The sequence below is a fragment of the Asanoa hainanensis genome, from assembly GCF_900188485.1.
GTDB classification, from domain to species: Bacteria; Actinomycetota; Actinomycetes; order Mycobacteriales; family Micromonosporaceae; genus Asanoa; species Asanoa hainanensis.
Genome location: NZ_FZPH01000003.1, coordinates 179822 through 206290 on the forward strand (window position 1 = coordinate 179822; position 26469 = coordinate 206290).

General features: G+C 71.1%; 28 protein-coding genes, 1 tRNA gene and 1 pseudogene. 12 read left to right on the forward strand and 18 right to left on the reverse strand.

Annotation, left to right across the window (positions count from 1 at the left end; translation table 11 throughout):
• Nucleotides 1–22 precede the first annotated feature (22 nt).
• Both thrC and CHC05_RS08365 read right to left on the reverse strand, forming a co-directional pair.
• Nucleotides 23–1072: a threonine synthase gene (gene thrC / locus CHC05_RS08360; RefSeq protein ID WP_089246478.1), complete on the reverse strand. Its 1050-nt coding sequence runs from the start codon at nt 1070–1072 to the stop codon at nt 23–25.
• A 64-nt stretch (nt 1073–1136) separates the two neighbouring features.
• A complete protein-coding gene (locus tag CHC05_RS08365; RefSeq protein ID WP_245870716.1) occupies nt 1137–2204 on the reverse strand; it encodes an ArsR/SmtB family transcription factor in 1068 nt (355 codons plus the stop codon).
• A 25-nt stretch (nt 2205–2229) separates the two neighbouring features.
• Here CHC05_RS08365 and CHC05_RS08370 point away from each other — a divergent pair, with 25 nt between their 5' ends.
• Nucleotides 2230–2724: a tetratricopeptide repeat protein gene (locus tag CHC05_RS08370; protein ID WP_089246480.1), complete on the forward strand. Its 495-nt coding sequence runs from the start codon at nt 2230–2232 to the stop codon at nt 2722–2724.
• 9 nt (nt 2725–2733) lie between these two features.
• On the opposite strand, the gene CHC05_RS08375 is transcribed toward CHC05_RS08370, so the two are convergent.
• From CHC05_RS08375 to argS, 3 genes are read right to left on the reverse strand one after another with little or no spacing between them, the layout of a single operon-like run.
• Nucleotides 2734–4038 carry a homoserine dehydrogenase gene (locus CHC05_RS08375; protein WP_089246482.1) on the reverse strand — a complete coding sequence of 435 codons (1305 nt, stop codon included), beginning with the start codon at nt 4036–4038 and terminating at the stop codon, nt 2734–2736.
• Complete coding sequence (gene lysA, locus CHC05_RS08380; protein ID WP_089246484.1) at nt 4035–5420, reverse strand: diaminopimelate decarboxylase; 1386 nt, start codon at nt 5418–5420, stop codon at nt 4035–4037. The genes CHC05_RS08375 and lysA overlap by 4 nt, the downstream gene beginning before the upstream one ends.
• 8 nt (nt 5421–5428) lie before the next feature.
• Nucleotides 5429–7093, reverse strand: coding sequence for an arginine--tRNA ligase (gene argS, locus CHC05_RS08385; RefSeq protein WP_089246486.1), 1665 nt, complete (start codon nt 7091–7093; stop codon nt 5429–5431).
• A 96-nt stretch (nt 7094–7189) separates the two neighbouring features.
• Here argS and CHC05_RS08390 point away from each other — a divergent pair, with 96 nt between their 5' ends.
• Genes CHC05_RS08390 through CHC05_RS08400 form a run of 3 tightly spaced genes read left to right on the forward strand, consistent with a single transcriptional unit; the run spans nt 7190 to nt 9387 of the window.
• Nucleotides 7190–7999, forward strand: coding sequence for a thioredoxin-like domain-containing protein (locus CHC05_RS08390; protein WP_089246488.1), 810 nt, complete (start codon nt 7190–7192; stop codon nt 7997–7999).
• Between the two features lie 3 nt (nt 8000–8002).
• Entirely contained in the window at nt 8003–8659 is a 657-nt protein-coding gene (locus CHC05_RS08395; RefSeq protein WP_089246490.1) for a DUF305 domain-containing protein, read from the forward strand.
• A gap of 56 nt (nt 8660–8715) precedes the next feature.
• On the forward strand, nt 8716–9387 hold the full coding sequence (locus tag CHC05_RS08400; RefSeq protein WP_089246492.1) for a winged helix-turn-helix domain-containing protein: 672 nt from the start codon (nt 8716–8718) through the stop codon (nt 9385–9387).
• Here CHC05_RS08400 and CHC05_RS08405 read toward each other — a convergent pair.
• On the reverse strand, nt 9384–10025 hold the full coding sequence (locus CHC05_RS08405; RefSeq protein ID WP_144022522.1) for a hypothetical protein: 642 nt from the start codon (nt 10023–10025) through the stop codon (nt 9384–9386). The two genes, CHC05_RS08400 and CHC05_RS08405, sit on opposite strands and share 4 nt — an antisense overlap.
• Nucleotides 10026–10199: 174 nt before the next feature.
• Here CHC05_RS08405 and CHC05_RS08410 point away from each other — a divergent pair.
• The 3 genes from CHC05_RS08410 to CHC05_RS08420 all read left to right on the forward strand — a co-directional run bounded on the left by CHC05_RS08410 (nt 10200) and on the right by CHC05_RS08420 (nt 12184).
• Nucleotides 10200–10271 (forward strand) — tRNA-Arg (locus CHC05_RS08410).
• Between the two features lie 282 nt (nt 10272–10553).
• Nucleotides 10554–11087, forward strand: a complete 534-nt coding sequence (locus CHC05_RS08415; protein ID WP_089246496.1) for a hypothetical protein — start codon at nt 10554–10556, stop codon at nt 11085–11087.
• Between the two features lie 305 nt (nt 11088–11392).
• On the forward strand, nt 11393–12184 hold the full coding sequence (locus CHC05_RS08420; protein ID WP_245870717.1) for an SDR family oxidoreductase: 792 nt from the start codon (nt 11393–11395) through the stop codon (nt 12182–12184).
• Here the strand turns inward: CHC05_RS08420 and budA are convergent.
• Together budA and CHC05_RS41345 are read right to left on the reverse strand one after the other, a co-directional pair.
• Complete coding sequence (gene budA, locus CHC05_RS08425; RefSeq protein ID WP_089246500.1) at nt 12181–12954, reverse strand: acetolactate decarboxylase; 774 nt, start codon at nt 12952–12954, stop codon at nt 12181–12183. The genes CHC05_RS08420 and budA overlap by 4 nt on opposite strands.
• A 2-nt stretch (nt 12955–12956) precedes the next feature.
• A complete protein-coding gene (locus tag CHC05_RS41345) occupies nt 12957–13265 on the reverse strand; it encodes a thiamine pyrophosphate-dependent enzyme (RefSeq protein WP_089246502.1) in 309 nt (102 codons plus the stop codon).
• A gap of 293 nt (nt 13266–13558) precedes the next feature.
• Here CHC05_RS41345 and CHC05_RS08435 point away from each other — a divergent pair, with 293 nt between their 5' ends.
• Nucleotides 13559–14137 carry a TetR/AcrR family transcriptional regulator gene (locus CHC05_RS08435; protein WP_089246504.1) on the forward strand — a complete coding sequence of 193 codons (579 nt, stop codon included), beginning with the start codon at nt 13559–13561 and terminating at the stop codon, nt 14135–14137.
• On the opposite strand, the gene CHC05_RS08440 is transcribed toward CHC05_RS08435, so the two are convergent.
• The gene (locus CHC05_RS08440; protein WP_089246506.1) at nt 14134–15129 is read right to left on the reverse strand and encodes a hypothetical protein; all 996 of its coding nucleotides are present in this window, start codon (nt 15127–15129) and stop codon (nt 14134–14136) included. The two genes, CHC05_RS08435 and CHC05_RS08440, sit on opposite strands and share 4 nt — an antisense overlap.
• Nucleotides 15126–15893, reverse strand: a complete 768-nt coding sequence (locus CHC05_RS08445; RefSeq protein WP_089246508.1) for a nucleotidyltransferase domain-containing protein — start codon at nt 15891–15893, stop codon at nt 15126–15128. Before CHC05_RS08445 ends, CHC05_RS08440 begins: the two co-directional genes overlap by 4 nt.
• A 65-nt stretch (nt 15894–15958) precedes the next feature.
• Here CHC05_RS08445 and CHC05_RS08450 point away from each other — a divergent pair, with 65 nt between their 5' ends.
• Complete coding sequence (locus tag CHC05_RS08450; RefSeq protein WP_089246510.1) at nt 15959–16930, forward strand: hypothetical protein; 972 nt, start codon at nt 15959–15961, stop codon at nt 16928–16930.
• On the opposite strand, the gene CHC05_RS08455 is transcribed toward CHC05_RS08450, so the two are convergent.
• The gene (locus CHC05_RS08455; RefSeq protein WP_089246512.1) at nt 16927–18357 is read right to left on the reverse strand and encodes an MDR family MFS transporter; all 1431 of its coding nucleotides are present in this window, start codon (nt 18355–18357) and stop codon (nt 16927–16929) included. The genes CHC05_RS08450 and CHC05_RS08455 overlap by 4 nt on opposite strands.
• Nucleotides 18358–18456: 99 nt before the next feature.
• Between CHC05_RS08455 and CHC05_RS08460 the strand changes: the two genes are divergently transcribed.
• Nucleotides 18457–19047, forward strand: a complete 591-nt coding sequence (locus CHC05_RS08460; protein ID WP_089246514.1) for a TetR/AcrR family transcriptional regulator — start codon at nt 18457–18459, stop codon at nt 19045–19047.
• Between the two features lie 4 nt (nt 19048–19051).
• On the opposite strand, the gene CHC05_RS08465 is transcribed toward CHC05_RS08460, so the two are convergent.
• Nucleotides 19052–19414: an ArsR/SmtB family transcription factor gene (locus CHC05_RS08465; RefSeq protein ID WP_089246516.1), complete on the reverse strand. Its 363-nt coding sequence runs from the start codon at nt 19412–19414 to the stop codon at nt 19052–19054.
• 80 nt (nt 19415–19494) lie between these two features.
• Here CHC05_RS08465 and arsM point away from each other — a divergent pair, with 80 nt between their 5' ends.
• Nucleotides 19495–20280 carry an arsenite methyltransferase gene (gene arsM, locus CHC05_RS08470; protein WP_089246518.1) on the forward strand — a complete coding sequence of 262 codons (786 nt, stop codon included), beginning with the start codon at nt 19495–19497 and terminating at the stop codon, nt 20278–20280.
• Nucleotides 20281–20316: 36 nt separating this feature from the next.
• Here arsM and CHC05_RS08475 read toward each other — a convergent pair.
• The 5 genes and pseudogenes from CHC05_RS08475 to CHC05_RS08495 form a co-directional block, all read right to left on the reverse strand.
• Nucleotides 20317–21084: pseudogene (locus CHC05_RS08475) on the reverse strand (aquaporin); the annotation flags it as partial.
• A complete protein-coding gene (locus CHC05_RS08480; protein ID WP_089246522.1) occupies nt 21084–21497 on the reverse strand; it encodes an arsenate reductase ArsC in 414 nt (137 codons plus the stop codon). The pseudogene CHC05_RS08475 and the gene CHC05_RS08480, both read right to left, overlap by 1 nt.
• Nucleotides 21490–22167, reverse strand: coding sequence for an arsenate reductase/protein-tyrosine-phosphatase family protein (locus CHC05_RS08485; RefSeq protein ID WP_089246524.1), 678 nt, complete (start codon nt 22165–22167; stop codon nt 21490–21492). Before CHC05_RS08485 ends, CHC05_RS08480 begins: the two co-directional genes overlap by 8 nt.
• Before the next feature lie 19 nt (nt 22168–22186).
• Nucleotides 22187–23356, reverse strand: coding sequence for an RCC1 domain-containing protein (locus CHC05_RS08490; RefSeq protein ID WP_089246526.1), 1170 nt, complete (start codon nt 23354–23356; stop codon nt 22187–22189).
• A 25-nt stretch (nt 23357–23381) separates the two neighbouring features.
• On the reverse strand, nt 23382–24620 hold the full coding sequence (locus CHC05_RS08495) for an RCC1 domain-containing protein (RefSeq protein WP_089246528.1): 1239 nt from the start codon (nt 24618–24620) through the stop codon (nt 23382–23384).
• A 207-nt stretch (nt 24621–24827) separates the two neighbouring features.
• On the opposite strand from CHC05_RS08495, the gene CHC05_RS08500 reads away from it, so the two are divergent.
• Nucleotides 24828–26213, forward strand: coding sequence for an MFS transporter (locus tag CHC05_RS08500; protein WP_179266099.1), 1386 nt, complete (start codon nt 24828–24830; stop codon nt 26211–26213).
• Here the strand turns inward: CHC05_RS08500 and CHC05_RS42345 are convergent.
• Nucleotides 26210–26431 (reverse strand): MmyB family transcriptional regulator, encoded by a 222-nt coding sequence (locus CHC05_RS42345; RefSeq protein WP_245870718.1) that lies wholly within the window; start codon nt 26429–26431, stop codon nt 26210–26212. The genes CHC05_RS08500 and CHC05_RS42345 overlap by 4 nt on opposite strands.
• Between the last annotated feature and the right edge of the window lie 38 nt (nt 26432–26469).

Here is a 26469-nt window from a genome sequence, read left to right on the forward strand (position 1 = left end):
GCGGGGTGCGCGGGAACGACGCCTACGCGAGGTCCAATGCCCGTGCTGCCACCAACACGTCGTTACGGATGGTAGTGGGGGAAGGTGCGGTGGAAATGGCCCATTCAGGGTCTTTGAGGCCGTGCCCGGTGACCGTGCAGACCACGGTCGAGCCGCGCGGGATCAGCCCGGCCTCGGCGCTCTGCAGCAGGCCGGCGACGCTGGCCGCGCTGCCGAGCTCGACGAAGACGCCGATCTCGCGGGCCAGCAACCGGTAGGCGGCCAGGATCTCGCGGTCGGTCACGGCGTTGATCAGCCCGCCGGAGGCGTCACGGGCGTCGACGGCCTTGGTCCAGCTCGCCGGGTTGCCGATGCGGATCGCGGTGGCGATCGTCGACGGCTCGCGGACCACGCTGCCGGTCACGATCGGAGCGGCGCCCGAGGCCTGGAAACCGAACATCTTGGGCGTACGCGTGGCCCGCCCGGCCGCCGCGTCCTCCTGGTAGCCCATCCAGTAGGCGGAGATGTTGCCGGCGTTGCCGACCGGCAGGCAGTGGATGTCGGGCGCGTCGCCGAGGGCCTCGACCACCTCGAACGCGGCCGTCTTCTGCCCGTGCAGGCGGTCGGGGTTGACCGAGTTGACCAGCGCGACCGGGTAGTCGATCGCGAGCTTCGAGGCGAGCCCGAGGCAGTCGTCGAAGTTGCCGGCGACCTGGAGCAGCCGGGCGCCGTGCACCAGCGCCTGGGCCAGCTTGCCCAGCGCGATCTTGCCCTGCGGCACGAGCACCGCACAGGTGATGCCGGCCCGGGCGGCGTACGCGGCCGCGGAAGCGCTGGTGTTGCCCGTGGAGGCACAGATGATCGCCTTGTTGCCGGCCTCGACCGCCTTGGACACCGCCACCGTCATGCCGCGGTCCTTGAAGGAGCCGGTCGGGTTGGCCCCCTCGACCTTCAGGTAGACCTCGGCGCCGAGCCGGGCGGAGAGCACCGGCGCCGGCAGCAGCGGCGTGTTGCCCTCGTGCAACGTGACAATCGGGGTGGCGTCGGTGACCGGCAGGCGGTCCCGGTAGGCGTCGATCAGTCCCCGCCACATGGCGCTCTCCTCGTCGCAGCTGTTGCGGCTAGCGTAGGCACACGCTAAGTGATCTTTGTCAGGGCTACCGGCTGTTTCCACCGCTCGGGACGTCGACCGCAGCGGTGCCCAGCGCCGTGCGGCGGTAGCGGATCTCGTGCCGGTGGCGCTCCCCCGTGACGAACCCGGCGTCGCGCAGCACCGTCAGATGCTCGGAGACCGTGGCCGGGGCCAACGCGTGCCGATGGGCGAGCGTGGTCGTGGCCGCGGGCTCGGTCAAACCGATCAGGAGCGCGGCCCGGGTACGCCCGATGAGCCGCCCCAGCGCGGCGTCGGTCGTGCCGGGCCGCGTCTCCCACAGGCCGCCGGTGCCCCGGGCCGGGTAGATCACCGTGGGCTGCCACGGCTCGTCGAGCACGACGATCACCTGGTCCCACTTGAAGACGCTCGGCTGCAGCACGAGGCCCGCGCCGGCCAGGTCGCGATGGTCGTCGTCGCCGCGCGCCCGGATCAGGGTGTTGTCGTGCCAGCGCAGCGCCGGATGCAGCTCCGCGAAGAGCCGGTCCAGACCACCCTCGGCCAGGCGCCGGGTCTGGAAGCCGACGTCGGCGTCGAGCAGCGCCCGCACGCGGGGCCAGAACGGCTCGACCAGCTCCTGCCACGCGGTGCGGATCAACCCGACGAGGAGGTCGACCGGGTTCCCGCTCAGCAGTCGTCCGACGTCGCTGTCGGCCGCGCCCGGCGTGTCGTGCAGCGAACGGGCGATCTCGGCGGCGACCCGCTCAGGCGGAGTGGCCGCGATGCGGGCGAGCTCGTCGTCGAAGCTGAGGGACGCTCCGGTCGGCGGCGGCGCCAGGAAGTCCGGGGTGTAGCCACGCCGAGGTTGCAGCACGGTGATCGGCCGCAGGTCGAGGCCGGCGACCCGGTCGGCGACCGCCGCCAGCCAGGGCCGGTGCTGCCCGGGCGACTCCTCGGGCAGGGTCAGCCGGATCGCCGACAGCGTCTCGAACGCCGGCGAGATCGCGAAGCGGCAGCGCAGCAGGTCGGCGGCGCTGAACCGCAGGGTGACCGCGATGGTTGCCCCCTTTGGTGATTCGGCGGTCGCCGAATCACTGGTGCCGAGGCTAGCGCGCCTCCCAGGATGGGCGCGCACAACCGCACGACGAGATGGAGCAGCGATGACCGAGATCAGTGCCGGCTGGGAGCAGCGGGTGGCCGAGGCGTGGGCCGCGATCGACAGCTACACCGAGGACGACTTCGTGCGCCTGATCGGTGAGCTCGCCGACGAGCTGCCGGCCGGGAGCGCGGTCGCGGCGTTCGAGCGGGCCTGCGCGTGGGACTCGACCGGGCACTCCGACCTGGCCGTCCCGCTCTACCGGGAGGCGTTGGAGATCGGGTTGACCGGGATCCGGCGGCGGCGGGCCGTCATCCAGATGTCGAGCTCGCTGCGCAACATCGGTCGGGCGCACGAGAGCGTGGAGCTGCTGACGGCGGAGCGGGCGGCCGGCCACGACGAGCTGGACGACGCGATCGCCGCGACGCTGGCGCTCGCTCTGACGGACGTCGGACGCGAGCGGGAGGCCGTCTCGATCGCGGTGGCGGCACTCGCCCCGCACCTGCCGCGCTACCAGCGCTCGATGGCGAACTACGCCCGCCTGCTCGTGGAGTCCTAGGCCCGCGGCTTAGACGCTGCCCTCGACGCGGAGGACGCTGGCGATCGCCCGGACGAACTCGAGCTCGCGGAGCTCTTCGACGGTCGCCGCCAGCGCCGCGTCGGGGGCGCCGTGGGTGACGATCACCAAGACTGCGTCGTCGCCCCGGCCGGACTGGCGCACCGTGGCGATCGAGACGTCGTGCTTGGCGAAGACGCCGGCCACGGCGGCCAGCACGCCGGCGCGGTCGGCCACGTCGAGGCTCACGTGGTAGCGAGTGACGGCCTCGCCCATCGGGCGGATCCGCAGGTCGGCGTACGACGACTCGCTGGCCGCGCGCGTGCCCGCGAGGTGGTTGCGGGCCACGGCGACGATGTCGCCCAGCACCGCGCTGGCGGTCGGCGCACCGCCCGCGCCCCGGCCGTAGAACATCAGCTGGCCGGCCGCCTCGGCCTCGACGAACACCGCGTTGAAGGCGTCGCCGACGCTGGCCAGCGGGTGGCTGGTCGGGATCATCGCCGGGTGCACCCGCACGGCGACCGAGGCCTGCCCGGTGCTGTCGACGGCCCGGGTGGCGATGCAGAGCAGCTTGATCGTGCAGCCCATCTGCTTGGCGCTGGCCACGTCGCGGGCCGAGACCGCGGTGATCCCCTCCCGGTAGACGTCGGCCGCGCCGACCCGGGTGTGGAACGCCAGCGACGCGAGGATCGAGGCCTTGGCCGCGGCGTCGAAGCCCTCGACGTCGGCGGTCGGGTCGGCCTCGGCGTAGCCCAGCGCGGTCGCCTCTTCCAGCGCCTCCTCGAAGCCGGCGCCGGTGGCGTCCATGGCGGAGAGGATGAAGTTGGTGGTGCCGTTGACGATGCCGGTGACCCGGTTGATCGTGTCGCCCTGCAGCGACTCGCGCAGCGGGCGCAGCAACGGGATGGCGCCCGCGACGGACGCCTCGTAGTAGAGGTCGGCCCCGCCCTCGGTGGCCGCGTCGTGCAGGGTGCCGCCGTCTTCGGCGAGCAGGGCCTTGTTGGCGGTGACCACGCTCTTGCCGGCGCGCAGGGCCTCGACCAGCCAGGTGCGGGCCGGCTCGATGCCGCCGACCACCTCGACCACCACGTCGACGTCTTCGCGCTTGACCAGGCCGAGCGCGTCGGTGGTGAACAGCGCGGGGTCGACCGGCAGGTCGCCGCGGTCACGCCCCGGCCGCCGCACGGCGATGCCGACGATCTCCAGCGGTGCGCCGACCCGCGCGGTCAGGTCGGCGGCCTGCTCGTGCAGCAGGCGGACGACCTCGGTGCCGACGGTGCCACAGCCGAGCAGGGCCAGGCGCACGCTTCTACTCATCCCACATCCAATGCCAGGAGGTCGTCTTCGGTCTCCCGCCGGACGATCACCCGTGCCTGCCCGCCGCGGACGGCGACCACCGGTGGCCGGGGCACGTGGTTGTAGTTGCTCGCCATGCTCCGGCAGTAGGCACCGGTGCCGGGCACGGCGAGAAGATCTCCGGGCTGCACGTCAGCGGGCAGGAATTCATCCTTAACTACGATGTCCCCGGACTCACAATGTTTTCCCACCACCCGGGCAAGGATCGGGTCGGCGGTCGACGCGCGCCCGGCCACCGTCGCCGAGTAGGACGCGTCGTACAGCGCCGTCCGGATGTTGTCGCTCATCCCGCCGTCGACGCTGACGTAGGTGCGCAGGCCGTCGACGTCCTTGACGGTGCCGACCTCGTACAACGTGAACATCGCGGGGCCCACGATGGCCCGGCCGGGCTCGACGGACAGCTTCGGCACGGCCAGGCCGCGGGCCTCGCACTCGTCGTCAACGATCTTGAGCATCCGCTCGGCCAGGTCGGCCGGGGCCGAGGGATCGTCCTGGGTCGTGTACGCGATGCCGAACCCGCCGCCGAGGTCGATCTCGGGCAGCTCGACACCGCGCGCGTCCCGGATCTGGGCCTGCAGGCCCAGTACCCGCCGGGCGGCGACCTCGAACCCGCTCGCGTCGAAGATCTGCGAGCCGATGTGCGAGTGCAGCCCGCGCAGGTCGAGCACGTCGTCGTCGAGGATCTTGCAGACCGCCTTGAACGCCGCTCCCCCGCCGACCGAGAAGCCGAACTTCTGGTCCTCGTGCGCGGTGGCGATGAACTCGTGGGTGTGCGCCTCGACGCCGACGGTCACCCGTACGAGGACGGGCTGTTTGACGTCGCGCTCGCGGGCGAGCTCGGTGAGCCGGTCGATCTCGTCGAACGAGTCGACGATGATCCGGCCGACGCCGGCGTCGACGGCCCGCGTCAGCTCGGACACCGACTTGTTGTTGCCGTGGAAGCCGATCCGCTCGGGCGGCATGCCGGCCGACAGCGCCGTGGCGAGCTCGCCGCCGCTGCAGACGTCGAGGAACAGGCCCTCTTCGTCGATCGCCCGCACCACGGCCCGGCAGAGGAACGCCTTGCCGGCGTAGTAGACGTCGTGCCCCGCGAACGCCTTCTTGAAGTCGCGGGCGCGGGCCCGCAGGTCGTCCTCGTCGAGGATGTACGCAGGTGTGCCGTACTCCTGGCGGATGTCGTCGATCTTGAGCCCCGCCACCGTCAGCGCGCCGTCGGTGTCCCGGGTCACGCCCTTCGGCCACAGCTGCGGCACCAAGGCGTTGACGTCGTCCGGAGTACGCAGCCAGGCGGGACCCCGATTGCCGAGCTCCCCGTGCAGCGCGCCAGCTTCGTGCGCCCTCATGTTCCTTGTTACATCCGTTCAGGTGCGGTGACGCCGAGCAGCCGCAACCCGTTGGCGATCACGGTGCGGGTGGCGTCGTTGAGCCACAGGCGCGCGCGGTGCGTGTCGGTGATCTCCTCGTCGCCCCGGGGCAGGATGCGGCAGTTGTCGTAGAACCGGTGGTAGGCACCGGACAGGTCTTCCAGGTAGCGCGCCACCCGGTGGGGCTCGCGCAGCTCGGCCGCGGCGGTGACCGCGGCGGGGTAGTCGCCGAGCGACTTGAGCAGGTCGAGCTCCTTCTCGTGGTCGAGCAGCTCGGGGTGGAACTCCGCGCCGGCGCCCCGGGTCAGTCCGACCTCGGCGGCGTTGCGGCCGACGCTGGCCGTACGCGCGGCCACGTATTGCACGTAGTAGACCGGGTTGTCCCGGGTGGACCGGGTCCACAGGTCGACGTCGATGTCGATCGGCGAGTCGATCGAGTAGCGCGCCAGCGCGTAGCGGGCGGCGTCGACACCGATCTTGTCGACCAGGTCTTCCAGCGTCAGCGTGGTGCCGGCCCGCTTGGACATCCGCAGCGCCTCGCCGTTTTCCACGAGGTTGACGAGCTGCCCGATCAGGATCTCGAGGTTGCGGTCGGGGTCGTCGCCGAAGCACGCCGACATCGCCCGCATCCGGCCGATGTAGCCGTGGTGGTCGGCGCCGAGCATGATCACGGCGCGGTCGAAACCGCGCTGGCGCTTGTCGAGGTAGTAGGCGCAGTCGCCGGCGAAGTAGGTCCAGTCGCCGTCGGACTTGCGCAGCACCCGGTCCTTGTCGTCGCCGAAGTCGGTGGTGCGCAGCCAGACGGCGCCGTCGGCGTCGAAGATGTGGCCCTCGGCGCGCAACCGGGTCAGCGCCAGCTCGAGCTCGCCCTCGTCGTGGAGCTGCTTCTCGTTGAAGTAGACGTCGAAGCGCACACCGAAGTCGACGAGCGACGACTTGATCTCGTCGAACATGATGTTGACGCCGGCCACCCGGAAGATCTCCAGGCTCTCCTGCTCGGGGGCCGTGAGCGCGTCCGGGTGCTCCTTGACGACCGTGTTGGCGATCTCGCCGATGTAGGCGCCGCGGTAGCCGTCCTCGGGCGCCGGCTCGTCGTTGGCCGCCGCGCGCAGCGACCGGGCGAACCGGTCGATCTGCGAGCCGGCGTCGTTGAAGTAGTACTCGGTGGTCACGTCGGCACCGGCGGCCCGCAGCAGCCGGCTCAGCGCGTCGCCGACGGCGGCCCAGCGGACGCCGCCGATGTGGACGGGGCCGGTCGGGTTGGCGGAGACGAACTCGAGGTTGATCTTCTGACCCGCGAACCGGTCACTGTGCCCGTACGCCTCTCCCGCCTCGACCACCACACGCGCGAGCTGGCCGGCGGCGGCGGCGTCGAGCCGGATGTTGAGGAAGCCGGGCCCCGCGATCTCCACCGATTTGATGCCTGACGCCCGGCCGAGCTGCTCGGCGATCGCCGACGCGAGCTCGCGCGGCGGCACGCCGGTCTTCTTGGCGAGCTGAAGTGCCAGCGTGGAGGCGTAGTCGCCGTGCTCGGGGTTGCGGGGTCGCTCGACCGTCGTGCTCTCGGGCAGGGCGGACAGATCAAGGCCACGGCCGGTGAAGACGGCGTGGGCGGCGGCGAGCACGACCTCGGCGAGCTTGGCGGGAGTCACTGATCCATGCTAGCGGGGGTAGACTCTGTCACTCGGTGGCGACCCTGCGCGCCCGATGATGCATCCCCCCATCACCGACCGAACTGACGAGGCACCATGAGCATCAGCACTCCGGCCGGCGACTCGAGCCGTCAGACAGCGCCGCCCGCCGCCAAGAAGGCCACGGCCGGCGCGGGCCGACCCCCAGCCGCACGCGGCGCCCGCCCTTCGGGAGGCGGCGGAGGCAAGGGCACCCGGCCGGGCGGCGGAGGCAAGTCGCGCAAGCCGATCACACCGGTCAAGGTCAGCCAGGGCCGGAGCTGGGGCCCGATCGCGCTGTTCAGCGCCGTCGGCGTCATCGCCGCCGCAATCATCGGGTACGGCATCTACGCCGTCTCGGTCGGTCCGAAGGACTGGAAGGAAAAGGCCGAGGGCATCTCGGGGATCAGTGACTTCCGCAAGTCCGACCCCAAACTGGTCGACACCCGCTCGCACAAGAGCGGCTCGATCCAATACCCGCAGACGCCTCCGGTCGCCGGCGACCACAACGTGAGCTGGCAGAACTGCATGGGCGACGTCTACGACGCGCAGATCGCCAACGAGAACGCGGTGCACAGCCTCGAGCACGGCGCCGTCTGGGTGACCTACCGCCCCGACCTGCCCAAGGACCAGGTCGACGCGCTCGCGTCCAAGGTGCGGGGTCAGGAGTTCACCATGATGAGCCCCTTCCCGGGGCTCGACAAGCCGATCTCGCTGCAGGCCTGGGGCTACCAGCTCAAGGTCGACAACGCCAGCGACGACCGGGTCGACGAGTTCATCCGCGCGCTGCGGCTCAACGCCACCCTCGAACCTGGCGTCGGCTGCTCGGGCGGCGTGACCGCTACCGGGACGACCCCCCGGGAGCTCCAGCAGCCGCAGGGACAGTGATCCATGAGCACGACCTATGACGACACCGCGGTGTCTGACTCGTCCGTCGCGGCACCGCCGCGCCGAAGGGCTTTGTTGCTCACGTCCGCCGTCGTCGCGGCCGTGCTCGTGGTGATCGCCGCCTTCGGAGCGGGGTGGTTCGCGTCGTCGCGTAACCACCCCGGCGAAGACTCGGTCGAGGCTGGGTTCGCCCGCGACATGTCCTCGCACCACGCCCAGGCGGTCGAGATGTCGATGCTGGCGCTCGACAAGAGCACCCAGCCCGACCTGCGCCTGCTGGCCGGCGAGATCGCCCAGGCGCAGCAGGCCCAGATCGGCATGATGCAGACCTGGCTGCGCGACTGGCACCTCGGCCCGACCGGGCGCCAGCCGCAGATGAGCTGGATGACCGACGGCGCAAGCCTGGTGCACGACGGCCTCATGCCCGGCATGGCCAGCGCCGCCGACATGACCAAGCTGCGCAACGCGACCGGCCATGACTTCGACCTGTTGTTCCTGCGGCTGATGCAGCAGCACCACCTGGGCGGCATTCACATGGTCGAGGGCGTGCTGGCCGAGACCAACGAGACCGACGTGGTCTGGCTGGCGCAGTCGATGGCCAACAACCAGCGCGCGGAACTCGAGTTCATCCAGCAGATCCTCGCCAAGATCGGTGCTTAGCGTAGTTTCTTGGTTACATTGCGCTACCTAGCCCCCATGACGGTCGTTGACCTGTCATGGGGGCACTTCTCGACCCGCGCGCGTCGGCGCTGAGCTGGTGCCGCCGAGAACGCATCGGCGGCGACGGTGCGTTGGCCGCCGGGCCACGCGCGGACTCCCGCACGCTCACCCGTACGCAGGAAAGCGCCCTGATCGACGCCATCCGCGGGTGCGCACCCACCGACCTGGACCTGCCGGGCGACCTGTGGACCCGGCGGGCGGTCGCGGCCCTGGCGCTGGGCCGGTTGGGGATCAAGCTGACCGCCGCACGCGTCACGCGATTGCTGACCGCGTGGGGCGCGATCGCCCGCGACCCGGCCCAGCGGGCCTGCCCGATGTGCGCGGGGGCGGTGGGTCGCTGGATGACCACGGCGTACCCCCTGATCGCCCGAACGGCGGCCACCCACCGGGGTGAACTGCACTGGATCGGCCGAGCACGGCTGTGCGGCGTGACACCCGCCGCCGACGTCGTGTCGGCGGTCTCGGGCCCGGTGGGCCGCGCCCGGATCGGCTTCATGATCGCGCCAGGCGGCCCGTCGGCGGCGCTCCCGCGCGACTTCCTGGGCCGGCTGAGCCCGGACCGCACGGCACACGCCATCGTGGACGGCACGTGGGCGACGTGGCAGCTACCCCGCCGGGTCCCGGGCCGGGTCGTGCTGCACCCGATGCCGAGCTGCGAACGGACCTAGTGGCTGTGGTCCGCCATGTCGCGACGGTTGCGTAGGCCGACCAGGGCAACACCGGCGGCCATCAGCCCGACGCCGACGAGCAGGACGATACCGACCGCCATGCCGGTCGCCTTGGGATCGGTGCCGTCGTCGCCACCGCCTCCGGTGCCCGGCACCGAGGGGCCGGTGGCGGACACGACGGCGGTGCCGGTCGGCAGGACGTCGTCCTTACGATCGACCACGCGGACCGCACTGTCGGTGGCGACCCGCAGGACCGCCTCGACGACGCCACCCGCGAGCCCTTGCCGCACGTTCCGCTGCCCCGAGCGGAGCCCGACCGGCGGAGGAGGCGGCGGCACGGGCGTCTTGTCCAGCCGGAGATCGTCAGCCGGGGTCGAGTCGGCATCGGGTGGTGGCGGGCCGGGCGGGTTCGTGCCGGTGCCCGGCGGGTCCGTGGCTGTGCCCGTGCCCGTGCTCGGCGGCGGGCTCGCCTGTTCTGGGCTGGCCGGCGGTGACGGCGGGCTGGCCGGCGACAGGGCCACACCCGGCTGCGAACGCCCGGCCGAGGCGGGTTGATCAGCCCAGGCGGGCCCGGCTCCAGAGAGCAGGGCAACACCCACCGCCGAAGCGGCAAGTGCCAGCGCAGGCCGCCAACGCATGATCCTCCAGCCTCCGAACGTCCCTCCCGGTCGACACATGCTTCTCGGCGGCTGACACCCGGCGCATCCACTGAAGGGACAGCTTCAACCGCAGCTCGGACCCCCGCCACCGGCACCTCCCGGGTGCCTTTACACCCCAGGGTCGGATCCCTGGTACTCTTTCTCGGTCGCTGAGCCCCCGTAGCTCAGGGGATAGAGCACCGCCCTCCGGAGGCGGGGGCGCAGGTTCGAATCCTGCCGGGGGCACAATTTATCGATCGCTCCGCGAGCGAGAAATTGTGCTTATTCCTTGCCTGGGGCCCGAGCCCCAGACCCCACGCCGTGGGGCTCTGCCCCCGGACCCCGCCCGGACCGCCGGCGTTGACGCTGTCTGACCCGGTTCACTTTCCCGGTGGCGGTCGTGGTGATTCAGACACTCGTCAGGTTCTGGGCAAGCCGCGTACGTGCGGCTCGGCTCGTGCCACGCCTCGCCCTCGAAACGGACCGCGACGACCGAGTCTTGGGCCAGGCCCGGCATAAGCTCCGACCGTGGTGTACCGGATCGAGCGGCATGAGCCGGACGTGTTGCGGCTGTTCAACGACGACCTGCTGGTCGATCAGGACGTCGAGCAGGAGGACGACACGTTGGCCGACATCGAACGCTGGGGTACCGGCGTCGCCTGGGCCGAGGACTACACCTGCATCGCCCGGTGGGACGCCGAGCCCATCGGCGATCGTTGGCAGGTGTTGGTCGGTGTGGCGTACCGGTATGTGTGCTGGCAACTCGACGGCGTGAGCGCGTGGGACGAGATCGGACCGGACGGCTGGTGCAGTCGGCACGTCGAGATGGGACCGGACGGACGCTACACGGCTGCGGCCGAGTCCGCTGCGGTGATCGAGGCAAGGGACACCGGCGGCGCCCACGCGGTCAGCGCCTACGAACGGGTGTACGGCGTCGTGCCCGAGTCGGCCTTTGGCCCGGACGCCGAGCCGCATCTGACGCCGATCAACGGCCGCGCGTTCCACGACCAGTGGATAGCGGCGCGAAGCGCGCTCGACCCTCAAGGTGGTCCGACACCCTGACGACGTCATACGAGTCGTGGCAGGTGCGGATGTCCGTCATCGTTCCGCCGACAACTCGTGGCGGAGATCAGTCGCGCCGGTCCAGATGAGGTGCCGCAGGTCCCCAGCCCAATGCCCCTGGGCGTGCTCTCGAAGGAGCGCAGCGGCCTCGTCCAGGTTCGCAATGAAACCGGCGAATCGCGCGTCAAAGTCGCCCTCAGTCACTCACGAACGGTAAGACGCCGTGCATTCTCATCGACAGAAGCGGATACGGCGATGAGGTGGCCGGTGCCCCGCCGAGGCCGCACGCCGTGGTCCACGCCTGGGTGACCGCCGTCACGGGCCAGCCCGTTGCGGCGGGTAAACAGATCTGTTTACTGTTGTCGGAAACAGGTCTGTTTACCAAGGAGAGGGGCAGTGTTATGCGGATCGAGGACGCGACGGTGCTGGTCACCGGCGGCAATCGGGGTATCGGGAAGTCGCTGGTCGCGGAGGCGTTGGCGCGCGGGGCGCGCAAGGTCTATGCCGCCGCGCGGAATCCGGAGGCGGTCACCAACCCGGACGCCGTGCCGGTGGCGCTGGATATCACCGACCCGGCGTCGATCACCGCAGCGGCCGAGCGCCTCACCGACGTCGACATCCTGATCAACAACGCGGGCGTGCATCTCGGCGGGGAGATCCTGGTCGACGAGCTCGACAAGATCCGTCGGGAGATGGAGGTCAACTACTTCGGGCCGCTGCAGGTCTCGCGGGCGTTCGCGCCGATCCTCGCCGCCAACAACGGCCACCTGCTGACCATCAACTCAGGGCTGTCGTGGGCCGTGGTGCCGGACTACTCGTCGTACTCGGCGACAAAAGCGGCCTCGTGGATGATGACGAACGCCTTGCGCCTGGAGCTGGTAGCGCACGGTGTCGGCGTCACGAGCCTGCACGTCGGCTGGACCGACACCGACATGGTCGCGCACCGTAGCGACGAGAAGGTGCCGCCCGCGCAGGTGGCGCGCGAGGCGTTCGCCGGCATCGAGGCGGATGCCCTGGAGGTAGTGGTCGGCGAGGGCGCCTCGCAGTTGAAGGCCGCCCTGGCGCTGGACCCGAGCGTCCTCTACGGCGCCCGCTAGCCGCCCTCGCTCTGGCGGATCTGCTTGCCGATATCGGCCCCTGAGAGGTTGGCCCGCGCGAACTCCGGCGTTCGAGGCAGGCTCAGGTGCAGTTGCGACTCCGTGCAGACGCGCACCTCGCCGTCGGTCAGCTCGAAGTCGAGGCTGTGCCCGCCGTGCTGGTGGTCGTCGGTGAGGAAATGCAGGTGGTAGCCGGCAACGGAGATGCCCTGTTCGTACTCGGGGGTGCGGAAGCCGGCCAGGTCGCCGTCGCGTTCGTCGAACGTGGTGACGGCCTGGCCGGCGGTGGCCTTGGTCAACGGTGGGTACGGCTGCTTCTGCGCCATCACGGTTCTGGTCTCGACGCTCCGGAAGTGGCCGTGGATTCGTACCGCCGCCGTCATGTTCGTGGTGGGCAGGGCCTGGTCGATCCGCGTGAGCAGATCCGCGCGCTTGATCGGGGCGTCGACCCGCAACGTGGTCGAGGGCCGGAACCAGGTCACCGCCGCGAACGGAGTCCGGTCGTCCGGCGCGGCGATGCGCGCGCTGCCGTCGGCGCGGAGATGGTGGCATCTGCCGTCGAGGATCACCATCTCGCCGTCGAGCCGGTTGAAGGTGCCGAGGCCGAAGTCGCCGTGCGAAAGCAGCTCGGCGATCGTGACGTCGCCGTCGTAGAGGCCGTCGAGTAGCGCACCCATCGTCGAGGTCTGGTAGATCTCGTTGGTGCCTGTCCGGTGGTGCAGAGTCGCTCGTGCCCACGCTCGGAACCGGTCGTACGCGTCCGCGGCCATGGTCAGATCAGCACTTCCTCGTGCAGCTGGGCCGCGATGTCCGTGCTGTGGCTGTAGTCGACGGGTGCGTCGATGATGGACACTCCGTTCTCGGCGAGGGCGCGCTCCAGTGTGGACGCGAACTGCGCCGGGCCGTCCAGGCGGTAGCCGTGCGCGCCGAACGCGCGCGCGTAGGCGGTGATGTCATAGTCGCCGAGCTGGACGCCCGACTGGCGGATCCGCACGCCGGCCATGAACTCGACCTCGACCTGCGGTGGGATCGCCCCGGCCAGCGGGTCCACGCCGGTGCGCCGGATGAGCTCGCCGATCATCGGCGGAATCTCTTCGCCAGCAGCCAGGAACTCGATGGCTTCGGGTGCGAGAGCCGGTGCGAGCGATCGCGGTCCGAGAAAGGCGACCCCGTGCCCGCGCCGTTTCATGGCACGGGCCATCGGCAACAGTGGCAAAACGTGCCCGAATACCGGAACGGACGTAAAGAGAATGCGCATGCGATACCCCCGGAAAGCGTAGTTCTATTCCCAGGAAACAGACCTGTTTCCTAAATCGGCATGAAGGTACACCGACCTGTTTTGCGGACGCAACCCGGGGAGCTAAGCTTGCCGGCATGGCAGACCCGCGCCAGCCGGACGAGGTACGAGACCGCGTGCTCGCGACCGCGCGACAGCTCTTCAACCACCAGGGCATCAACGCCACCGGCGTCGACCTCCTCTCGGAGCGCGCCGGCGTGTCGAAGCGGACGCTCTACCAACGCTTCCGCACCAAGGACGACCTGATCGCGGCCTACCTCACACAGGAAACCGAGTGTTTTCTCGAGGATCTGCTCCCACCGGACGACAGCGGCAAACCACCGGCGGAACGCATCGTCTCGGTTTTCTCGGCAGTTAGGGAAAAGTCGCAGGATCCGGACTTCCAGGGCTGCCCGGTCCTGAACACGACCGCCGAAATCCGCGACCCGGCCCATCCGGCGCGCGTAGTCGGACTCACCTACAAACAATGCCTGCAGCAATTCTTCGCCGACGAGGCCCGGGCAGCCGACGCCACCGATCCGGACCAACTCAGCGAGCAGCTGGTGATGCTCTTCGACGGTGCCATGTCCTATTCGGCGGTGCGCGGCACGCCCATTCCCCACAGCATCGAGGTCGCTGTGCGCACCCTCGTCGACGCCGCCATCCCGCCTGCTTAGCCGGAAGTCGGCTCCGTCGCCGCGCGGGCGAGTGCCTGCTTGGTTCGGTCGCGGAGGCCTTCGAGCTCGGTTGTGCTGCCTCTGACGTCGATGATCAGCTCGGCCGCGGCCAGCAGGTGTTCGAGGGCGATGACGTCCTCGTCTAACGGCGCGTCTTCCTCGAACTGGTCTAGCAGAGGCGCGAAATCGGCCAGTACGTCTTCGGCGAACCTCGCGGCCCGGTCCGGATCGCCGTTTCGCCGGATGCAGCGTGCTGACTCGATCATCGCTCGTCCCACGAAAGCCGCACATTGGCCCAGCAGGCGCGTGACGATGCGTCCGACGAGGCCGAGGCCGCGCTCCTCGAGCTCGGGATCGGGCTGGGCGGCGAACTTCGCGGTGACCTGACGCGCGGCCGCGGCGAGCGCGACGCCGTCGACCCACTCCTGGGAGCCCTCCGGGGCGCAAGGCCGCTGCCCTAACCGCGCGATGCAGGCTTCGGCCGCGACCGAGATGGACGTCGCCGCTTCCAGGAGGAGATGGAAGCGCGTCTGATCCGGCTCCTGCGACGCGACCGCCAAGCGGGCCACTTCGAGCGCCACGGCGACGTCTTCGGTGCCCTGCGTGGGTTCGCCACGCCTCGCGCGGTCCAGGAGCGCCTCCGCGGACGCCCGCTCCTCCGCCGATGGTTCAACCGCGTCGTCCTCGATGGGCAACCCGAGCTCGATCCGGTACGACGTCCACGCCAGCGGGTCCTTCGCCGGGTCCGGCTCGTTGGCGGGGTTGCCGGTCGCGGCACGTACGACTCCGCCGGCGACCCGGTCCAGTGCGAGCCGGGCGTCGTCGAACGGCAGGGCGAACCGCTCGGTCAGGACGGCAAGGACCTCGCGCCGGGGCGTCCCAGACTTGTCCGCCGCGCGCAGGTACGAGACCAGAGCGAACGTCGATGTTCCGCGAGCGAGACGCACAGTCAGGTCGTCAGTCCATTGCACGGCATCGAGGATGCCCGTCACGACCTTGAACGACAACCCGGTTCGGCGGCGAACAGGGCCTCCGCGGCCGCCACCGCACTGGTCAGCACCGCCGGCTCCGGTCGGAGCCCGGCCACGATCGTGTCGAGGGCGCGTAGGCCCGCCCGGTCCAGCAGCCGCTTCTCGTTGGTGACCCACGCGCCGCGAGCGGCGAGAACGGCGTGACCGGTCTGCATCGCGGCGGTGACCAGGGTGCCGGCGACCTCGGCGGCCTGGCCCCGCGGCGCGTAGGAGCCTCGGGCGTACCCGAGCGTCATGGCGGCCCGCTGCCGCCACACCGGCGGAGCCGCCAAACGCAGCGCCGCCGGGAACTCCGGGCGCGGCAGCGTGCCGCGTAGCACCTGGTTGACGGCGAGCTCGGCGACCAGCAGGTAGCTCGGGATGCCGGCGAGATGGAACATCAGCGGCTCCCAGTGGAACCGGCCCTGCCGCGCCTCGGCCAGCTCGTGGTCGACCACGTCGAGATCGCGGTAGTGCACGTCGACGCGGCGCCCCTCGATGGTGAGCCAGGCCCCGCCGTTGAAGACCCCGCCGCCCCAGCCACCGAGCGCGGAGACCTCGCCGGCCCAGCCCACCGCGCGCAGGTCCGCCGGATCGAACGCGCCCCGGTAGTAGACGGCCAGGTCCCAGTCGCTCTCCGGGGTGTGGGTGCCTTCCGCGCGGGACCCGCCGAGCGTCACCGCCTCGACGGCGGGCAACGCGGCAAGCCGGTCGGCGACAGCATCCAGGAACGTGTGGTCGCTCATGGAAGTACATCCCAGCATTAGGACTCACCACGATGAATTGCGGTGGTGTGGCACTCTGCGGAACCGTGCAAGGGGAACCGGCGTCGACGGCGAGGGACGAAGCCGAAGCGAGCCTGACCTGGCGTCGCTTCCCGGCGGGTCGGGGGCGCATCGTCGCGAACCGGTGGCTCGACCGCCGGCGCGCTCTTCTGTTCGTCGCGTGGTTCTGCCTCGTGCTGGTGCCGGCCTTGGCATTGATCTCGTGGGCGGCACGGGTTGGCGGCGTCGCGGGGTTCGTTCTTCTTGCCGTCGCCGTGGTGGTCGCGTTCTACGTCCCCGTCTTACCGATGGTGAGCGTCGGCGAATGGCGCACCACCGTCAACTCGGCGAGCGCGATCGACGGGCACACCCTGTTGACGAAGCACGGGCAGCGGCAGCCGATCGATCAGGACCTGCACGCGGGCGTCATCGAGGTCCTCGAGCCGGGCTGGCGCCGCGGCCGAGCGCACGTCCTCGGGGTGCACACCGACCCGGCGATGGACGGCTCGCTCGATCTCGTCGGCCTCGTCCTGCTGCCCCTGCTTCCCGTCGTGAAGGCGCGTCGGCGGGCGACGCCCTGGCGGTTGCTGAGCAACCCGGCCACCGGCGAGCTCCGGGACGCGCGCGACCTGCGGCAACTGGCCGACGTGTTGTGCGCGTCGCCGATGGAGCGCGACCGGGTGGTTGGACGGACGGTGCTGGCGTTGAGCGCGCGGGCCGCCGACACCACGGCGGCGCAGCCGGAGCCCGACGAGCTGCCGCGCGGCGTCTGGACCGCGCTCAAATCGGTCGGACGGACGCTGCCGTTGCTGCCCGCGATCCTGGTCACGATCGTGGTCGGCGGTTCGATCGAGGCGTGGCGGGAGACGGGAGCAGGCGACGCGGTGGCGAATACGGCTGTCCACATCCTCCTGCTCTCGGGAGTGGCAGCCGCGGCCTCGTGGTCGGTGTACTTCCTCTACCGGCTGGGCGGCCTGCTCGCGGCGACGGTTCGCGCCGCCGCACGGCTGAGGCGCTAAGAGCGGACAACCGCGTCGCGACCAGCTGGTACGGGGTCCGTTCGCACCGCTGAGGCGGGTTGTGCGCCGGGTAGCCACAGGGACAGGACCACGGCAACGGCGGAGAAGGCGACCGACCACCAGAAGGCGACGTGGAACGCCGAAGCCGCTGATTCGTGGTGGGCGGTGGCCGCTGCCAGGATCACCGCGAGCACGGCCGTCCCGAACGAGCCACCGATCTGTTGCGCCGTGCGGGTCAGGACGCTGGAGTGCGGGATCTGCTGCTTCTCCAGTCCGATGTAGCCGGCCACCATCACGGGCATGGTGACGGCTCCCAGGCCGAAGCCGCGGACGACCATCCAGAAGGCCAGCAGCCAGGCGCTGGTGTGCGAGTCGGCCAGCGCGAACGGGACCGTCGCCGCGGCCACGACGAGAAAGCCGGCCAGGGCGATGACGCGGGCGCCGAAGCGGTCGACGTTGCTTCCGACGACGGTGCGGGACAACAGGGCACCCACGCCCTGGGGTACGAGCATGAGCCCGGCGGTCAGCGACGTCGTGCCGCGCACGCCCTGGTAGTAGAGGGGCATCAGCAGCATCGCGCCGTACAACGAGAAGCCCGAGAAGAACAGCACCGCGCTCGACGAGGCGACGGATCGCTTGGCCAGCAAGCCGATCTCGACGAGCGGGTGGCTCTTGCGCAACGCGTACCCGATGAAAGCCACGAGCAACGCGATGCCCGACGCGAGCGGGACGACGACGTCAGGATGGGCGAAGCCGGCGGCGGTGCCCGCGTTGGCCAAGCCCAGCAGGACCAGCAGGATGCCCGGCGCGACGAGGACGAGCCCGACGACATCGAGCCGGGCCCGGGTCCGGTCCGGCGCGTCGAGGTGCAGGTAGCGCTGGACGAGCAGGAGGCCGGCCACACAGAACGGCACGTTCACCGCGAACATGAACCGCCAGCTCAGATGGGTCAGGATCGCGCCGCCGATCAGCGGGCCGAGGATCGGGCCGAGCAGCGCCGGCAGCGCCACATACGTCACCAGCCGGCCCAGCGACCTCCCGTGCGCCGCTTGGAAGATCAGCGTCGTCATCAGCGGGAGCATGAGGCCACCGCCGATGCCCTGGACCACCCGCCACCCGATCAGCGAGTCGACGTTCCACGCCAGGCTGGCTCCGACCGAGCCCAAGAGGAACACCGACAAGGCGAACATCCACAGGCGCTTGCCGCCGAAGCGTTGGAGGCCCCAGGTGCTCAGCGGCACCGCGATGCCGAGGGCCAGCAGGTAGCCCGTGGTCACCCACTGGATCGTCGTGACCGAGGTGTCGAGCTTCGCCGCGAGGGTGTGCAGGGCGACGCTGACGATCGTCGTGTCGAAGACGACGGCCATCGCGCCGACGATCAAGATCAGGGCGGTCCGCACCACCCCGGAGTCCAGCTTCTCGTCCATGCGGGTCCGCCTTCATTAAGAGAGGTGTTCTTCTCTTACGAAGCTAGGCGCCCGCTTTAAGGAACGCAAGCCTCTCTTATCGCTGGTACGCTGTGCCGCATGACCGAACAGGCGCAACCCACGCGGCGACGGCGCGGGGAGGCGCTCGAGAACGCGCTGTTGGAGACCGCCTGGGACGAGCTCGTCGAGGTCGGCTTCGCCCGGCTGACGATGGAGTCGGTCGCGGCCCGCGCGCGCACGGGGGTCGCGGTGCTCTACCGGCGCTGGCCGCGCAAGGACGACCTCGTACTCGCCGCGATCCAGCATTTCGGCGAGACGCACCCGATCGAGGTCCCGGACACCGGGAGCCTGCGCGGCGACATGATCGCGTTGCTCCGGGGAGCCAGCAACGGCCGCGTCCCCTTCGTCACGGTCGTCAGCGCCGCCTTCTCGGGCCTGCTGGCCAGCAGCGGCCTCACGCCGGCCCAGGTGCGCGAGAAGCTGCTCGGCGATCGCCAGCCGAGGTCGACGGCGCTCTACCGCCGGGCACACGAGCGGGGCGAGATCGACCTCGGCCGCATCCCGCCGGCCGTCCTGACGATGCCCTTCGATCTGATGCGCCACGACATGCTGATGACCTTCCAGCCCATCAGCGACAAGCGGATCCTGGAGATCGTGGACGACCTGTTCCTGCCGCTCGTGACCGCCTGACGTCTCAGGCCGTCGGCGTCAGCGCCGAGGTGTCGAGCAGTTGGGACAGCGGCGCGAGGGCGCTCGGGATCACCCAGTAGTAGACCCAGGTGCCGCGGCGCTCGCAGTCGATCAGGCCGGCTTCGCGCAGCACGCGCAGGTGGTGCGAGATCGTCGGGCCCTTGACCGCGAACGCGTCCGTCAGGTCGCAGACACACACCTCGTTGCCGCCGCGGGCGGCGATCATCGAGAGCAGCCGCAGGCGCACCGGGTCGCCCAGCGCCTTGAATCCCCTCGCGAGGTCGACGGCGGCCGCCTCGGTCAGCGCCTCGTCGACCATCGGCGGGCAACAGGCGAGCGCGCTGACATCCGTGAGCTCCAGTTCCATCCCCACGACCCCATCTTGACAACTATCGAAACAGCGTGCAAGTCTCTGTCTTGACGGTTATCGAATCAAGGAGGATCAAGATGGCCACGGGGTACGAACTGCCGGTGACCCGCGAGGACGTCCGGGACCGGTACGCGGCGGCGGCGCTCAAGGTGCTGGGCAAGCAGACAGGCGGCGGGTGTTGCGGATCGTCCGCGGATGCCGGCTGCTGCGGATCGGCGGCGGAGGCCGACGGTCCGCTCGGCGACCTTTATTCCGACGCGGAGCGGGCAGCGGTGCCGGGTGCGGCGGTCGAGGCGAGCTTGGGTTGCGGCAACCCGCTGATGGTCGCTGACCTGCACGCGGGCGAGACCGTGCTCGACCTGGGCTCCGGCGGCGGGATCGACGTGCTGTTGTCAGCCCGTCGGGTCGGGCCGACCGGCAAGGCCTACGGCCTGGACATGACCGACGAGATGCTCGACCTGGCCCGCCGCAACGCGGCCGAGGCCGGCGCGACCAACGTCGAGTTCCTGCGCGGGCACATCGAGGACATCCCGCTGCCGGCCGGCAGCGTCGACGTCGTCATCTCCAACTGCGTGATCAACCTGTCGACCGACAAGCCGGCCGTGTTCGCCTCGACGTTCGCGGTGCTCAAGCCCGGCGGCCGGATCGGCGTCTCCGACGTGGTCGCCGACGACGACCTCACGCCGCAGGAGCGGGCCGAACGCGGCGACTGGGTCGGCTGCATCGCGGGCGCCCTGTCGTTCGCCGAGTACGAGCGGGGGCTCACCGCCGCCGGCTTCGTCGACGTGGAGATCACACCGACGCACGAGGCGGCCGCGGGCATGCACTCGGCGATCGTCCGCGCCCGCAAGCCGCAGGCGTAGTCAGCCGTCGTTCCCGGTGCCGCCCGCCGCCACCGGGGCGGCCGGCACCGGACCGGCCGGCACGGGGGCGGCGGGCAGGTGGGCGACCGGCACCGGACCGGCCGGCCCAGGAGCGGCCGGCACTCCGGCGTCGACCGCCGCGCGGGCATCGGGATAGAGGGCAGCCAGAGCGGCGACACCGACGACCAGGCCGACGAGTTGAGCGCCGACGAAGCCGGGCACCGACCCGGGTGCGATGCCGGCGAACGAGTCGGTCAGCATTCGGGCGACCGTCACGGCCGGGTTGGCGAAGGACGTCGAGGACGTGAACCAGTAGGCGGCGCCGATGTACGCGCCGACCGCGGCCGGCGCCACCGCCGCTCGGTTCGTGCGGGCCAGGGCGAAGACGAGCAGCACCAGGCCGCCGGTCGCGACCACCTCCCCCAGCCACAGCGGCCCGCCGCCGCGCTCGGTCGAGGAGAACGTGACGGGCCGAAGGTCGAACATCAGGTTCGCCAACACGCAGCCCAGCGCGCCACCGGCCAGCTGGGCCAGCACGTAGACGCCGAGCTCACGAGCTGTCAGGCGCCGGCCGAGCCACCAGTCGGCGAGCGAGACGACCGGGTTGAAGTGCGCACCGGAAACCGGGCCGAAGACCAGGATCAGCACCGCCAGCGCGAATGCCGTCGCGAGCGAGTTCGCCAGCAGTTGCACACCGACGTTTCCGGGCGACAGCCGGGCGGCCATGACGCCCGAGCCGACGACCGCGGCCACCAGCAGTCCGGTGCCGAGCGCCTCGGCCAGCGCCCGCCGCGCGAGGGGCATCACCGGGAGACCGGCACGTGCAGCTCCGCCAGCAGGAGCCGCACCCGCCGCTCGATCTCGTCGCGCACCGGGCGCACCTCGGCCACGCCTTTGCCCGCCGGGTCGTCGAGCTCCCAGTCGACGTAGCGCTTGCCCGGAAACCACGGGCACGTGTCGCCGCAACCCATGCTGACCACCACGTCGGCGGCCCGCACCACGTCGTCGGTCCACGGCTTCGGATACTCGCGCGAGATGTCGATGCCCCGCTCGCGCATCGCCGCCACGGCCGCCGGGTTCACCGCGTCGGCCGGCTCCGACCCGCCGGACCAGGCGACCGCGGCGTCCCCGGCGAGATGCTGGAAGAACCCGAGCGCCATCTGACTGCGGCCCGCGTTGTGCACGCAGAGGAAGAGCACGGCGGGGCGGTCAGACACGGTCGGGACCTTCCAGGACGGGGACCAGGCGCTCGACCCGGTCCGCGATCTCCTCGTACGCCCGCTCGAACGCCGCGTCGGTGTCGACGCGCGCGGGATCGGGGATCGACCAGTGCATCGCGGCCGGCGTGCCGGAGCGCTCGTGCGCCTGGTCGCACACCGAGATCACCAGGTCGCCCGGCCGGACGACCTGGTCGACGTGCACCGGACGCACGCGGCCGAGGCGCACTCCGTGGCGCCGGCCGACCCGCACCGCCCGCGGATGAACCTTCGCGGCCGGCTCCGTCCCGCCCGACGCCGTCGCGACCGCGGCCCGCTCGGCCAGCAGAGCCGCGGCCAACTGCGAGCGCGCCGAGTTGTGCGTGCACACGAAGACCACCCGTGGCGCCCGAATCGGCCGGGGTGCGAGCAGGCCCGCGAGCACCTCCCGCCGCAGCCGCAGATAGCTGCGCCGCCGGTCACCCTCCGACCTGGTCTTCGAGATCAGGCTCGCGTCGGACAGCACGCCGAGGTGGTGCGCGATCAGGTTCGTCGGAAGGTCCAACAGCTGCGCCAACTCACCAGGTGACGCGTCGCTGACCGCGAGCCGGTCCACGATCGCCAACCGCGCCGGGTCACCGAGCGCCGCGTGGACCCGGGCCCGCTCGACCAAAGAAGCCTCAGTGTTCATTGAGGCAATGATGATTGAGCTATCCCCCGGCCGTCAAGCTGAAGGCGAGGCCGCCCGAGATCGAGTGGGTCGGCGACAGGCCCGTGGTCACCGCCGAAGCCCGGTTGCTCGACTCGAATCCGCCGATGCCGAGTTGACCCCTGTTGTTCTCGCCCCACGCCCGCACGCCACCGTGGGTGATCGCGAGGCTGTGGCCGTTGGCGCTGAAGCCGTCGTAACCGGCGGCGACAGCCGAAGCCCCGGTCAGGCCGAGTACGTCGACGGGTACGAGGCGCGGCGTGTTCGTGCCGTCGCCGAGCTGGCCGGACGCGTTGCTGCCCCACGCCTTGACCCGGCCGTTGGTCGGCAGCGCCAAGGAGTGGCCGAACCCGCCGTCAACGGACTTGACCCGCACGCCGCGCAGGCCGACCACCGCGACCGGGGTGGGCTGCACGCTGACCGCGTTGCTGCCGTTTCCGACCTGGCCCTCGTTGTTGAGGCCCCAACCGCGCGCCGAGCCGTCGGCCAGCACCGCCAAGCTGTGGAACAGGCCCGCGCCGATGCTCGTCGCCCGCTGCGGGAGCGGCACCGTGAGCGGCACCGGGTGCGGCTGGTTGTCGGCCGTGCCCTGGCCGAGCTCGCCAGAGCTGTTGAGTCCCCAGGCCAGGACGGTGCCGTCGGCCAGCAGGGCCAGCGCGGTGCTGTTTCCGGCGGCGATCGCGGTCACGTGACCAGGCAGCCCCAAAACCTCGACCGGAAGGGTGCGGTCCGATGTGGTGCCGTCGCCCAGTTGGCCCGACGAGTTCTGGCCCCAGGCGCGCAGCGTGCCGTCCCGCAGGAGGGCGAGGCTGAACCGGCCGCCGGCGGCAACGGCCGTGACCTCACGCAGGCTGGCCACGCTTCCCGGGATCGGTCGCGAGGTGTGCGTGCCGTCATCGAGCTGGCCGAAGTCGTTGCCTCCCCAGGCTTTCACCGTGCCGTTGGACAGCAGGGCCAGGCCGTGCCTGGCACCCGCGGAGACCGCCCGCACGGTGTGCGGGCCGGCCACGGTCACCGCTGACGGCCGGGTCTCCGTCTCCCCGACCGTCCCGATGCCTAGCTGTCCGACGAAGTTGTATCCCCAGGATTCGGCCTGGCTGCCATCCCGACTCGGCGCTGCCGACTCGCATCTGTTTCCCGCGGTGAGAAACGACGAGGGCCTCGCCCGGATCCGGTCGAGGCCCTCGTCGGCGTGGTTAGGAAGCCAAGCTGAACTGGAAGCCGGCCGAGATCGACCGCGTCGTAGCCAGGCCTGTGGTCACCGGCTGAGCCCGGTTGGTCGACTCGGTGCTCCCGATCCCGAGCTGACCCCTGTTGTTCTCGCCCCACGCCAGCACGTCGCCGCGGGCGATCGCGAGGCTGTGCCCGAAGGGGCTGCCGCCGGTGTAGCCGGCCGCGACGGCGGTCGCGCCGGTCACGCCGAGCACGTCGACCGGGGTGTTCGACTCGGTGTTGGTGCCGTCGCCGAGCTGGCCGGCGGTGTTGCTGCCCCAGGCCTTGACGCGGCCGTTGGTGAGCAGGGCCAGTGTGTGGCCGAACCCGCCGTCCACGGACTTGACGCGTACGCCGGACAGGCCCAGGGTGGCGACCGGGCTGGGCTGCGGGGTGACGAAGTTGCCGATCCCGAGCTGGCCGGAGCCGTTGGCACCCCAACCGCGGAGCGAGCCGTCGGCCAGCACCGCGAGGCTGAAGAACTCGCCCGCGCCGATGCTCGTCGCCCGCTGTGGCAGGGGCACCTCGAGCGGCGCCGGGTGCGGCTGGTTGTCGGCCGCGCCCTGCCCGAGCTCTCCGTCACGGTTGTTGCCCCACGCCAGCACGGTGCCGTTGGCCAGCAACGCCAGGGCGGTGCCGTCGCCGGCGGCGATCGCGGTCACGCGACCGGGCAGCCCGGAGACCTCGACCGGGAGACTCCGGTTGGCGGTGGTGCCGTCGCCCAGCTCACCCGAGAAGTTCCCACCCCATGCCCGGAGCGTGCCGTCCCGCAGGAGGGCGAGGCTGAAATGGCCGCCGGCCGCGACGGCCGTGACCCCGCTCAAGCCCGCGACGCTGCCCGGGATCGTGCGCGAGACCTGGGTGCCGTCACCGAGCTCCCCGGACTCGTTGGATCCCCATGCTTTCACCGTGCCGTTGGAGAGCAACGCCAGGCCGTGGTTGTCACCCGCCGAGACCGCGCGCACGGTGTGCGGGCCGGCCACCGTCACGGCCGTCGTCCGGAACTCCGTTATCCCGGCCGAACCGATGCCGAGCTGTCCGACGGAGTTGCTTCCCCAGGCTTCGGCGTGACTACCGCGCTGGCCACCGCCCCCGCCGTGATCACCCCAATCGCCACCGGTCGGTGCCGCCGACGCCGGCGCGCCCAACACACTAGGCAGGGCCAGCAACGCCCCGACAACTACGGCGGCGAGACGGCGCCGCCCTATGACCTGTGCCCGCATATGGCTTCCCCCCGGTGAATGCGAACGCGGGCTGACCGCGCAAAAGCGCAGCTCAGCCACCCTGCGTCACATTACGCACTCAGGCCACTCCAGACCCGGGAAAAACTCACACGGCTGTGCGTCCAGCCACACGCGGCTAACCGGACTCGCGAGACCGGTTACGCTCGACCGCGATCCGGACTAGCGAGTCCGCTTATGGGGGGAACGATGAGACACAACAGGGCACTCGCCGCCATGGGGCTCGGCACCCTCGCGTACGCGCTGGCCCAGACGACCGTGCTGCCAGCCCTGCCCGCGCTCGCGTCCGCGCTGCACACCGAGCCGCAGAGCGTCACCTGGATGTTGACCTCGTACCTGATCGCCTCGGCGGTCCTCACCCCGGTCTTCAGCCGGCTCGGCGACCTCTTCGGCCGGCGCCGGCTGCTCGTGGTCGTGCTGGCGGTGTTCGCGGCCGGATCCGTGATCAGCGCGCTCTCCGCCAACCTGGGTGTGGTGCTGGCCGGTCGCGTGCTGCAGGGTGCCGGCGGCGGGGTCATCCCGCTGGCGGTGGGCATCGCCCGCTCGTCGTTCCCGGCCGAGCGCCGGGCCCCGGCGATCGGCCTGATCTCCGCGATCTTCGGCGTCGGCAGCGGCCTCGGCCTCGTGCTCGGCGGCCTGATCGTGGACCACACCTCGTACACCTGGATCTTCTGGATCACCGCCGGCATGGCGGCCGTGGCGGCCGCAGCCGTCGGCCTCGGCATGCCGGAGACGGCGGGACACTCGACGGGCGGGCGGGTCGACGTGGCCGGCACCCTGTTGCTGGCCGTCGGCGTGACGCTCCCGCTGCTCGCGATCAGCCGGGCCGGCGTCTGGGGTTGGACCTCCGGGCGCACGCTCGGCCTGATCGCCGCAGGGCTGGTCGTGCTGGTGCTGTTCGGCCTGGTGGAACGGCGCCGGGAACACCCGTTGGTCGATCTGGGGCTGCTGGTCCGGCCCTCGGTGCTGGTCACGAACATCACGACGTTCCTGGTCGGCTGCGGCATGTTCGGCGCGTTCGTGCTGGTGCCGCAGTTCGCCGAGGCGCCGGCGGGCACCGGCTACGGCTTCGGTGCCGATGCCACCCGTGCCGGCCTGCTCCTGCTGCCCGGGAGCCTGGCCATGATGGCCGGCGGCCCGATCTCCGCGATGCTCTACCACCGCTACGGCGGCCGCGCCGCGCTCGCCGCTGCCGCCGGCGTGACGGCGCTCGGCTCGGTCCTGCTCGCCGTCGGGCACGGCAGCCAACTGGCGGTGCTGTGTTGGTCGTTCGTCGCGCTCTTCGGCGTCGGCGTCGCGCTGGCCGTGATCCCCACTACGGTCGTCCACGCGGTGCCGGCCGCCCGCGCGGCGGAGGCGGCCGGGGTCAACGCCCTGATCCGCTCCGTGGGCTCGTCGATCGGCACCCAGGTCATGGCCGGCATCCTGGTCGGCGGCGTGACCGTCGGAAGCCGGTTCCCGCAGGCATCCGCGTACACCAGCGCGTTCCTGTTCTGTGCCGCCGGCGCCCTGGTGGCCGCGGTCGCAGCGGCCTTCATCCCCCGCGCGGCCGTCACCCCCGTGCCCGCGAGCTAGGCCAGGTCCAGCAGGGCTTCCTCGGACGGCGACCCGGGGTCGGCCGTGTAGATGACCATGCGCTGGTCCTGGTCGGCGATGTCGAGCACGTCGCAGTTGACCGTGACCGGGCCGACCCGCGGGTGCGCGAAGGTCTTGCGCAGCGTGTGGTGGGCGGAGACGTCGTGGGAGCGCCACAACCGGGCGAACTCGGCGCTCCCGGCCAGGAGGTCGGTCACGAGCGCCCGCAACTCCGGGTCGTCCGGGTAGCGGGCCC

Coding starts and splice junctions, on each gene's coding strand:
- thrC (WP_089246478.1), bottom strand. CDS start 1,072: ATGTGGCGGGGACTGATCGACGCCTACCGGGACCGCCTGCCGGTCACC.
- CHC05_RS08370 (WP_089246480.1), top strand. CDS start 2,230: ATGACCGAGATCAGTGCCGGCTGGGAGCAGCGGGTGGCCGAGGCGTGG.
- CHC05_RS08375 (WP_089246482.1), bottom strand. CDS start 4,038: ATGAGTAGAAGCGTGCGCCTGGCCCTGCTCGGCTGTGGCACCGTCGGC.
- lysA (WP_089246484.1), bottom strand. CDS start 5,420: ATGAGGGCGCACGAAGCTGGCGCGCTGCACGGGGAGCTCGGCAATCGG.
- CHC05_RS08390 (WP_089246488.1), top strand. CDS start 7,190: ATGAGCATCAGCACTCCGGCCGGCGACTCGAGCCGTCAGACAGCGCCG.
- CHC05_RS08395 (WP_089246490.1), top strand. CDS start 8,003: ATGAGCACGACCTATGACGACACCGCGGTGTCTGACTCGTCCGTCGCG.
- CHC05_RS08400 (WP_089246492.1), top strand. CDS start 8,716: ATGGGGGCACTTCTCGACCCGCGCGCGTCGGCGCTGAGCTGGTGCCGC.
- CHC05_RS08405 (WP_144022522.1), bottom strand. CDS start 10,025: ATGCGTTGGCGGCCTGCGCTGGCACTTGCCGCTTCGGCGGTGGGTGTT.
- budA (WP_089246500.1), bottom strand. CDS start 12,954: ATGGCCGCGGACGCGTACGACCGGTTCCGAGCGTGGGCACGAGCGACT.
- CHC05_RS41345 (WP_089246502.1), bottom strand. CDS start 13,265: ATGATCGGCGAGCTCATCCGGCGCACCGGCGTGGACCCGCTGGCCGGG.
- CHC05_RS08435 (WP_089246504.1), top strand. CDS start 13,559: ATGGCAGACCCGCGCCAGCCGGACGAGGTACGAGACCGCGTGCTCGCG.
- CHC05_RS08445 (WP_089246508.1), bottom strand. CDS start 15,893: ATGAGCGACCACACGTTCCTGGATGCTGTCGCCGACCGGCTTGCCGCG.
- CHC05_RS08455 (WP_089246512.1), bottom strand. CDS start 18,357: ATGGACGAGAAGCTGGACTCCGGGGTGGTGCGGACCGCCCTGATCTTG.
- CHC05_RS08460 (WP_089246514.1), top strand. CDS start 18,457: ATGACCGAACAGGCGCAACCCACGCGGCGACGGCGCGGGGAGGCGCTC.
- CHC05_RS08465 (WP_089246516.1), bottom strand. CDS start 19,414: ATGGAACTGGAGCTCACGGATGTCAGCGCGCTCGCCTGTTGCCCGCCG.
- arsM (WP_089246518.1), top strand. CDS start 19,495: ATGGCCACGGGGTACGAACTGCCGGTGACCCGCGAGGACGTCCGGGAC.
- CHC05_RS08485 (WP_089246524.1), bottom strand. CDS start 22,167: ATGAACACTGAGGCTTCTTTGGTCGAGCGGGCCCGGGTCCACGCGGCG.
- CHC05_RS08495 (WP_089246528.1), bottom strand. CDS start 24,620: ATGCGGGCACAGGTCATAGGGCGGCGCCGTCTCGCCGCCGTAGTTGTC.
- CHC05_RS08500 (WP_179266099.1), top strand. CDS start 24,828: ATGAGACACAACAGGGCACTCGCCGCCATGGGGCTCGGCACCCTCGCG.